The 8,824-nt window shown below is 74.0% G+C and carries 6 protein-coding genes and 1 pseudogene; 2 read left to right on the forward strand and 5 right to left on the reverse strand.

Annotated features, from left to right (window positions below):
- Positions 1-653: pseudogene (locus ACFE60_RS15225) on the forward strand (M18 family aminopeptidase); the annotation flags it as partial.
- A gap of 68 nt (positions 654-721) precedes the next feature.
- Positions 722-1,534 carry an aldo/keto reductase gene (locus ACFE60_RS15230; protein ID WP_375389713.1) on the forward strand — a complete coding sequence of 271 codons (813 nt, stop codon included), beginning with the start codon at positions 722-724 and terminating at the stop codon, positions 1,532-1,534.
- Between the two features lie 44 nt (positions 1,535-1,578).
- Here ACFE60_RS15230 and ACFE60_RS15235 read toward each other — a convergent pair whose 3' ends face one another.
- From ACFE60_RS15235 to ACFE60_RS15255, 5 genes are all read right to left on the reverse strand, one after another.
- Positions 1,579-2,127 carry a GNAT family N-acetyltransferase gene (locus ACFE60_RS15235; protein ID WP_375389714.1) on the reverse strand — a complete coding sequence of 183 codons (549 nt, stop codon included), beginning with the start codon at positions 2,125-2,127 and terminating at the stop codon, positions 1,579-1,581.
- Complete coding sequence (gene recQ / locus ACFE60_RS15240; protein ID WP_375389715.1) at positions 2,124-3,977, reverse strand: DNA helicase RecQ; 1,854 nt, start codon at positions 3,975-3,977, stop codon at positions 2,124-2,126. Before recQ ends, ACFE60_RS15235 begins: the two co-directional genes overlap by 4 nt.
- A 94-nt stretch (positions 3,978-4,071) precedes the next feature.
- The gene (locus tag ACFE60_RS15245) at positions 4,072-4,698 is read right to left on the reverse strand and encodes a DUF1684 domain-containing protein (RefSeq protein ID WP_375389716.1); all 627 of its coding nucleotides are present in this window, start codon (positions 4,696-4,698) and stop codon (positions 4,072-4,074) included.
- Positions 4,695-6,848, reverse strand: coding sequence for a DEAD/DEAH box helicase (locus ACFE60_RS15250; protein ID WP_375389717.1), 2,154 nt, complete (start codon positions 6,846-6,848; stop codon positions 4,695-4,697). Before ACFE60_RS15250 ends, ACFE60_RS15245 begins: the two co-directional genes overlap by 4 nt.
- A 317-nt stretch (positions 6,849-7,165) precedes the next feature.
- On the reverse strand, positions 7,166-8,824 hold a 1,659-nt coding region (locus tag ACFE60_RS15255; protein WP_375389718.1), incomplete at its 5' end, for an efflux RND transporter permease subunit.

Below are 8,824 nucleotides of genomic sequence, written 5' to 3' on the forward strand. Positions count from 1 at the left end.
ACACCCAGCCGCCGCGGCGGTTCGGCATCGACGGCGACCTGTTCGCCTCCCCCCGGCTCGACAACCTCACCTCCGTGCACGCGGGGCTCGTCGCGATGGAGGCGGCGGAGCCGGCCGGCGCGATCGCGGTGCTGGCGGCGTTCGACCACGAGGAGGTCGGGTCGGAGAGCCGCTCCGGCGCGGCCGGTCCGCTGCTCGCGGACGTGCTCGAGCGCGTGACCGCGGCGCTCGGCGGCGGGCGGGCCGATCTCGCCCGCGCGCTCGCGTCGTCCTGGTGCTGCTCGGCGGACGCGGGGCACGCGGTGCACCCGAACCGGCCCGAGAAGCACGATCCCGCGAACCGGCCCGTCGCGGGACGCGGCCCGCTGCTGAAGATCAACGCGGTGCAGCGCTACACGACGGACGCCGCGGGGGCCGCGCTCTGGTCGCGCGTCTGCCGGAGAGCCGACGTGCCCTGGCAGGAGTTCGTCTCGAACAACGACGTGCCGTGCGGCTCCACCATCGGCCCGATCACCGCCACGCGGCTCGGGATCCGCACGTTCGACGTCGGCACGCCGCTGCTCTCGATGCACTCGGCGAGGGAGCTGTGCCACGTCGACGACCCGGGTCGCCTCGCCTCCGCCGCGGCCGTCTTCCTCGCTGCGGCGGAGTGACGCCCAGGTCCCGTGGGAGGGTCCGGACGTAGCCTCCCAGCCGTCCGTTCCACCGCAGGAGGCCCCACATGCCCGTGCTCACCGACACGTTCACCATCGCCGGCGACGTCGCCATCCCGAAGATCGGGTTCGGCACCTGGCAGATCCCCGACGGCCAGGAGGCCTACGACTCCGTGCGCTCCGCGCTCGACGCCGGCTACCGCCACATCGACACCGCGCTCGCCTACGGCAACGAGCAGAGCGTCGGCCGCGCGGTGCGCGAGAGCGGCGTCGACCGCGACGAGATCTTCATCACCACGAAGCTGCCCGCCGAGATCAAGGACGCCGACGGGGCCCGCCGAGCCTTCGAGAAGTCCCAGACGGGGCTCGACCTCGGTGTCGTCGACCTGTACCTGATCCACGCCCCGTGGCCCTGGAACGACATGGGCAGCGATCACCGCGACGGCAACATCGAGGTCTGGAAGGTCTTCGAGCAGCTGTACGCCGACGGCCGCGCCCGCTCGATCGGCGTCTCCAACTTCTCCGTCGCCGACCTGGAGTCGCTGACCGCCGCGACGGACGTGGTGCCGCACGCGAACCAGATCCGCTGGTTCGTCGGCAGCACGCAGGACGACGTCACCGCGTGGTGCCAGCAGCACGGCGTGCTCGTGGAGGGCTACTCGCCCCTCGCGACCGGCCGCCTGCTCGAGGGCGGGGTGCTGGACGACATCGCGCAGCGCGTGGGCCGCACGCCGGCGCAGGTCGCGATCCGCTACCTCCTCGAGAAGGATGTGCTGCCGCTGCCGAAGTCGGTCACGCCGAAGCGCATCGCGGAGAACGCGGACGTCGACTTCGCCCTCGACGCCGACGCGATCGCCGCCCTGGACGCGATCCGCGACTGAATCCGTTGTGAAGGAACTTCTCGGCCGCAGGCCCAGAAGTTCCTTCACAGCGGAGCAGCCGGGCGGCGGAGGCGGTACAGGACGTGCCGGCGCAGCGGGCTGCCGACCTTGAGCTCCGGGTGGTCGAAGTCCTCGGCCGGGTCACGGGTCATCCCGATCCGCCGCATGACCGCCTCCGACCGCGTGTTCGTGGTCGCCGTGAACGACACCACCTCGTCGAGCCCGAGGTCGTCGAACGCGACCGTGAGGGCGCCGCGCGCGGCCTCGCTCGCATAGCCCCGGCCCCACGCGTCGCGGCGGAAGCGCCAGCCGATCTCGGTCGCGGGCAGGAAGCGGGCTTCGAACCGCGGCACGTTCAACCCCGTGAAGCCGAGGAAGCGGCCGGTCGCCAGCTCCTCGACGGCCCAGAGGCCCCAGCCGCGCTCCTCCAGCTCGCCGCCGACCCGGTCGACGAACGCGTCCGACTCCGCGCGGGACAGCGGCGCGGGGAAGTGCCGCATCACCTCGGCATCCGCGCCGAGCGCCGCCCACGGCTCGCGGTCCTCCTCCCGCCAGTGACGCAGCAGGAGGCGCGGGGTGCAGAACTCGGTCACGTCGCCAGTATGGCCAGCACGTCCTCGCCGTAGCGCTCGAGCTTCGCGGCACCGATGCCGCTGATGCCCGACAGCGCGTCGACGTTCTGCGGCCGCTGGGTGGCGAGTGCCCGCAGGGTCGCGTCCCCGAACACGACGTAGGCCGGCACGCCCTGCTCCTTCGCCTGACCGGCCCGCCAGGAGCGGAGGCGCTCGAACAGCTCGTGCGCCCCCGCGTCGAGGTCCGCGGCGACCGGGGACGCCCGCTTGGACCCGGCGCCGGAGGACGCGCGCTCGAGGTCGTGCCGCAGCCGCACGGGGTGCTCGCCCTTCAGCACGCCGCCCGCGAGCGCGCCGAGCCCGAGGGTGCCGTAGTCGTCGGCGACCTGGACGACGCCCTGCGCGATCAGCTGGCGCAGGACGCTCTTCCAGGCGCGGTCGGAGAGGTCGGCGCCGACGCCGAAGACGCTGAGGTCGTCGTGGCCGTACTGCTCGACGCGGGCGGTGCGCTTGCCGCGCAGGATGTCGATGATCTGCCCGGATCCGAACCGCTGCCCGCGCTCGCGCTGCAGCCGCACGACGGTGGAGAGCAGCTTCTGCGCCGGCACCGTGCCGTCCCAGGTGTCGACCGGGACGAGGCAGGTGTCGCAGTTGCCGCAGTCCTGATCGGTCGGCTGACCGAAGTAGGCGAGCAGCTGCCGGCGACGGCAGCCGACCGTCTCGCACAGCGCGAGCATCGCATCGAGGTTCGCCGACTGCTTGCGCTTGTGGGCGGCGTCGCCCACGCTCTGCTCGATGAACCGGCGCTGCTGCATCACGTCCTGCAGGCCGTAGGCGAGCCAGGCGGTGGCGGGCAGGCCGTCGCGGCCCGCGCGCCCGGTCTCCTGGTAGTACCCCTCCACCGACTTCGGCACGTCGATGTGCGCGACGAACCGCACGTCGGGCTTGTCGATGCCCATGCCGAACGCGATCGTCGCCACGACCACGACGCCGTCGTCGCGGAGGAAGCGGGACTGGTTCGCGGCGCGGATCCGGGCGTCGAGGCCCGCGTGGTACGGGATCGCGTCGACGCCGCGCTCCGCGAGCCACTGCGCGGTCTGCTCCACCGCGTTCCGCGAGAGGGCGTAGACGATGCCGGCGTCGCCGCGGTGCTCGTCGCGGATCAGCTTCAGCAGCTGCTGCTTCGGGTCGTCCTTCGGCACGATCCGGTACTGGATGTTCGGCCTGTCGAAGCTGGCGACCACGTGCGTCGCGCCCTCGAGGTGGAGGCGCGCGGTCAGCTCGCGGTGGGTCGCCTCCGTCGCGGTGGCGGTGAGCGCCATCGTCGGCACCCCCGGCCACCGGCCGACCAGGTCCGCGAGCGCCAGGTAGTCGGGGCGGAAGTCGTGGCCCCACTGGGACACGCAGTGGGCCTCGTCGATGGCGAAGACCGACAGCCCCGGACCGGCGGCGACGCGATCGAGCAGCCCGCGGACCGACTCGGACGACAGCCGCTCCGGCGCGATGTAGACGAGGTCGACCTCGCCGGCGAGCAGCGCGCGCTCCACCTCCCGGCGCTCGTCGATGCTCTGCGTGGAGTTCAGGAACTCGGCGCGCACGCCCGCGGCACGGAGCGCGTCGACCTGGTCGTGCATCAGCGCGATCAGCGGCGAGACCACGAGGCCGGTGCCGCGGCGGACGAGGGCGGGCACCTGGTAGCAGAGCGACTTGCCCGCGCCCGTCGGCATGAGCACGACGGCGTCGCCCCCGGCGACGACCGCATCGACGACCTCCGCCTGCCGCCCGCGGAACGCGTCGTAGCCGAACACGCGGTGCAGCACCTCGAGGGCGCCCCGGGTGCCCTCGCGGGCGTCGGGCAGCACGTCGGTCACGCGCCGGAGGCTAACCGGTCCGTCCGACAGCGGCGCTCCCTCTCCACACCCCCTTCCGTTCTGCCGGAACCCGGTTCCGGCAGAACGAGATGGGTCAGGAGTGCGCCGTGAAGGAGCGCTCGCCCGCGGGCACCTCGACCCGCAGCGTGTTCCCGATCGGGGCGAGCGGGCAGGCCCACTCGGGGTCGTACGCGCAGGAGGGGTTGTAGGCGAAGTTCAGGTCGAGCACGAGGGTGCCGCCCGCGCGGCCGAGGTCGGCGCCCTTGCCGGTGTCGATCAGGTACCGGCCGCCGCCGTACGTCCCGCCGTCCCGGCCCGCCGAGAGGTCCTTCACGGGGACGAAGAGGCCGCCGCCGTACGAGCCGAGCCACCAGACGTCCAGCGTGCCGAGGTCGCCGAGCCGGACGGCCCCGATCCGGTCGAACGGCACCACGCCGTCCGTGCCGGTCGGCACGTCCAGGTGGGCGGGCCCGGTCTCCTCCACGACCGACTCGAACGCCCACCGCTCGTCGTACTCGGGGACGGGCAGGCCCGAGAACCCCCGCGCGTCCTCGGGCAGCAGCGGCGAGGCCGGGTGGTCGCGGAACATCGCGTCCCGGCCCTCCACCCACCGGCGGTGCGCCCCCGCGCGGTCGACCCCGTACTGCGCACGGACCGCCGCGTACAGCTCGTGGGTGCGCTGCCGCCAGTCGGCGACGTCCAGCGCGGCCTGCGGGCTCACCGACCCAGGGCCGCGACGGGGTCGTCGCCGGCGTGCAGCACGACGAAGTCCGCATCGATGCCCGCGCGCTCGAGCAGCTCGGTGAACCGGCGTCGGCGACGCGCGGTGATCAGGGTGACGACGGTGCCGGAGGCGCCGGCGCGGCCCGTGCGGCCGGAGCGGTGGAGGTAGGTCTTGTAGTCCTCCGCCGAGTCCGCGTGCACGACGAGGTCGATGTCGTCGACGTGGATGCCGCGTGCAGCGACGTCGGTCGCGACGAGCGCCGATACCTTGCCCTCGCTGAAGCGGGCGAGGTTCCGGGTGCGGCGCGCCTGGTTCAGATCGCCGTGGAGGCTCTCCGTGCGCACCCCCTCCGCGTCCAGGTCGTCCGCCAGCTGCTCGGCGAACGCGCGCGTGCGGGCGAACACGAGCGAGCGCTCGGCGGCGCCGACCAGCGCCGCGAGCACCGGGATCTTCGCGCCCTGATCGATCACGAGCACGCGGTGGTCGGCGGTGCCGGAGCCCTCCGGGTCCGCGACCTCGTGCACGGCCGGATCCGGCAGGAACTCGGCGACCAGCTGCGAGACGGCCGAGTCGAGCGTGGCGGAGAACAGCATCCGCTGGCCGGAGGCGGGCACGCGGCGCAGCAAGCGCTGCATGGGCTCCAGGAAGCCGAGGTCGGCCATGTGGTCGGCCTCGTCGAGCACGGCGATCTCGATCGCCGACAGGTCGAGGCGGCGCTGCTCGAGCAGGTCCTCGATGCGGCCGGGGGTGCCGATGACGATGTCGACGCCCTTCGCGAGCGCGCCGGTCTGCCGCGCCTGCGGCACGCCTCCGACGATCTGCGTCGTGTAGAGGCCGACCGCCCGGGCGATCGGCTGGATCGTGCGGTCGATCTGCAGCGCGAGCTCGCGGGTCGGGGCGAGCACCAGCGCGCGCGGGGGACGGCCGACGCGACGGCCGGAGCCCGTGCGGCCGGAGTCCGCCCAGTTGCGCAGCAGGCGCTCGACGAGCGCGGCACCGAAGGCGATGGTCTTCCCGGAGCCCGTGCGACCGCGGCCGAGCACGTTCCGGCCGGCGAGCGCGTGCGGGATCGTCGCGGCCTGGATCGGGAACGGCTCGGTGGCGCCGAGCTCCGCGAGGGCCTTCGTGATCTGCTCGCCGAGCCCGAGGCCCGCGAACGTCGTGCCCGCGACCTGGGCGGGCGTCACGACCTCCCCGGCGAGGTGCTCGAGCACGACGTCCTCGGGCGCCTGGAAGCGCTCGGTCCGCGGCTCCTGGCCGAAGAACCGCGACTCGCGCGGCGCCTGGTCGCGGTCCCGGCGCTGCGCCGGCCGGTGGTCGGCGCGGGGGCGGTCCGCGAAGTCGGGGCGGCCGCCGCTGCGGGGACGCTCGTCGCGCTGGGGGCGGTCGACGCGCTCGGTCCGACCGAAGCGCTGCGGGCGGTCGGAACGGTCGGTCCGGTCGTCCCGCTGCGGGCGCTCCGCGCGGTCGAACCGCTCGGACCGGCCATCCCGCTGCGGGTGGTCGCTCCGCTCCGGACGCTCGAAGCGCTGCGCGCGGTCGGAACGGTCGCTCCGCTCCGGGCGCTCGCTCGACTCGTACCGCTTCGGGCGCTCCGCGCGGTCGGGCCGCTCGAACCGGCCCTGGCTCTGCGGCCGGTCGCCGCGGTCCGTGCGGTCGCTCCGGTCGAAGCGGCTCGCGGTCTCGGGGCGCCCTGTGCGGTTGAACCCGTTCGAGCGCTGCGGGCGCTCGGGGCGCTGCGGGCGATCCCCGCGGTCGTCGCGCTGCGGGCGGTCGGCGCGGTCGAGGCGACCGCCGCCGCTCCGGCCGCCGCGGTCGCCGGAGGTGCTGTCGTTCCGCTTGCCGCCGGTGCGAGGACCCGGCGACCAGTCGGTGCGACGGCTCGGTCGACCCGCGCCCCGCTCGTCCTGCTGGCCGAAGCGGTCCTCCCGGCGGGCGGCGCGGTTGCCGTCGGACGAGGCCGATCGGCCGGGCCGCGACGGACGCTCGGGGCGGGCGGCGGAGCCGGCGCGCTGCTCGCGCTCCTCCGGCGTCCAGCGGCGCTTGGCGCCGTCCGGGGTCCTGGGCCCCCTGCCGCCGGTTCCGGGGCGGCGCGCAGCGCCGTCGCGGCCGTGCGGCTGGGGATTGTTGCGGGGACGTGCGGGCATGCGGATGATCCGTCCGATCAGGGCGCTGCGCGCTTCGCGCGTCTGCAGCGGGGCCGTGTGAGCGCGTCGGATGCGACGCGTCGACGGCCGATGGACACCACGAGCGGTCCGGGCCGACCCTCAATCGTACCGCCGCCTCCGCACCTCCTCGCTTCGGCTGCGGCCCAGAGCACGTCAGCAGGAAGAACGGAGCACATCAGCAGGAACCAGGCGCATCAGCAGGAAGAAACCGGCGGATTCTTCCTGCTGAACGGAATTCTTCCTGCTGAAGTGCTCTTCGGCGACGGCAGGGCAATTGCGGGGATGGATGCGGCGGGTCAGGCGCCCCGGACCGCGACCTTGCGCGCCTTCGCCGCGCCGCGCCGCGCCCGCCGGGCGTCGCGCCGCTCGCGCCGGCCCTCCACCAGGTAGTAGAGCGTCGGCAGCACGATCAGCGTCAGCACCGTGGAGGAGACGAGGCCGCCGATCACGACGATCGCGAGCGGCTGCGAGATGAAGCCGCCGTGCCCGGTCAGCCCGGACGCCATCGGGATCAGCGCGAAGATCGTCGCCAGCGCCGTCATCAGGATCGGCCGGAGGCGGCGGGTGGCGCCGCCGAGCACGGCGTCGCGCACGGTCTCGCCGCGCTCCCGGTACTGGCGCACCAGGTCGATGAGCACGATCGCGTTCGTCACGACGATGCCGACCAGCATGATCAGGCCGATGAACGAGGCGACGCCGAGCGGGATGCCGGAGGCGAGCTGCAGCACGATCGCGCCGGTGGCGGCGAACGGCACCGAGATCAGCAGCAGCAGCGGCTGCCGCAGGCTGCGGAACGTCGCGACCATGATCGTGTAGACGATCAGGATCGCGGCGAGCAGGGCCAGGAACAGCTGCTGGAACGCGGTCGTCTGGTCGGAGGCGAGCCCCCCGAGCGTCGCCGAGGCTCCCGCCGGCAGGTCGAGGCCGTCGACCGCGCGCTGCACGGAGGCGATCGCCGTGCCCGTGTCCGTGCCCTTCGGCGTGGCCGTGATCGTGGCGCTGCGGGCGCCGTCCGTCGTCGAGACGGCGGCGGGCTCGGTGTCGAGCGTGACCGCGGCGAGCGTGGAGAGCCGCTTCTGCCCGGTCGCGGTCGGCACCTCGATCTGCTGCAGGTCGGCGAGCGTCGCGGGCGGGTCCTGCTGCTGCAGGTAGACGGTGATGCTGTCGTCGCCGACCGTGATGGATCCGATGCTCGTCGGCTGCGTCCTCGCCGCGACGAGCTGCGCCAGCGCGGCCTCCGTGAAGCCGGCGTCCGCCGCCTTCTGCGCGTCGATCCGCACGGCGAGGTACTGCTGCGAGGCGGTCAGGTCGCTGCTCGCCTCCGCGACGGCGCCGAGGTCCCGCACCTTCGTGAGGACGCGGTCCGCTGCGGTGCGGAGCGCGTCCGCGTTCCCGGCGGTGATGTCGACCTCGATGTCGCTCGACGTGCCGAAGCCCTGGCCGGAGGTGACCTCGAACTCCCCCTCCGAGCCGCCGAGCCGGGTGCGGATCCGCTGCTGCAGGGCGTCCTGATCCGCGCTCTCGTCGGTCGTGAGGGAGTAGGTGATCTGCGAGCCCGCACCGCCGACGAACGCGTCGCGGGCGGAGTTGCCGCTCGTGCCGATGGAGGCGCTGACGATCTGCACGCCGTCGATCGCCCGCAGCTTCGTGTCGACCTCGCGGGCCTGGTCCGTCTGCTCGTCGAGGCTCGTGCCGTCCGCGACGGTCTGCGTCACGCTCAGCGTGTTCTGCCCGGTCGACCCGAGGTAGTTCGTCTGCAGCGTCGGCAGCAGGAACGCCGTGCCGGCGAGCACGACCAGCGCCGCGAGGACGGTGAGCCACGGGTGCGCGAGCGTGCCGGAGATGATCGGCCGGTACGCGCGCTGCAGCGGCGGGAGGCGCTTGCCCGACTCGCGCCTGCTGCGGCCGGGGCGCAGGAACCAGTACGCGAGCACCGGCACGATCGTGAGGGCGAC

This window comes from uncultured Amnibacterium sp. (genome assembly GCF_964245895.1).
Lineage (GTDB): Bacteria > Actinomycetota > Actinomycetes > Actinomycetales > Microbacteriaceae > Amnibacterium.

Bases quoted from the DNA above. Each gene is read 5' to 3' on its own strand.
- ACFE60_RS15230 (WP_375389713.1), top strand. From the start codon at position 722: ATGCCCGTGCTCACCGACACGTTCACCATCGCCGGCGACGTCGCCATC.
- ACFE60_RS15250 (WP_375389717.1), bottom strand. From the start codon at position 6,848: ATGCCCGCACGTCCCCGCAACAATCCCCAGCCGCACGGCCGCGACGGC.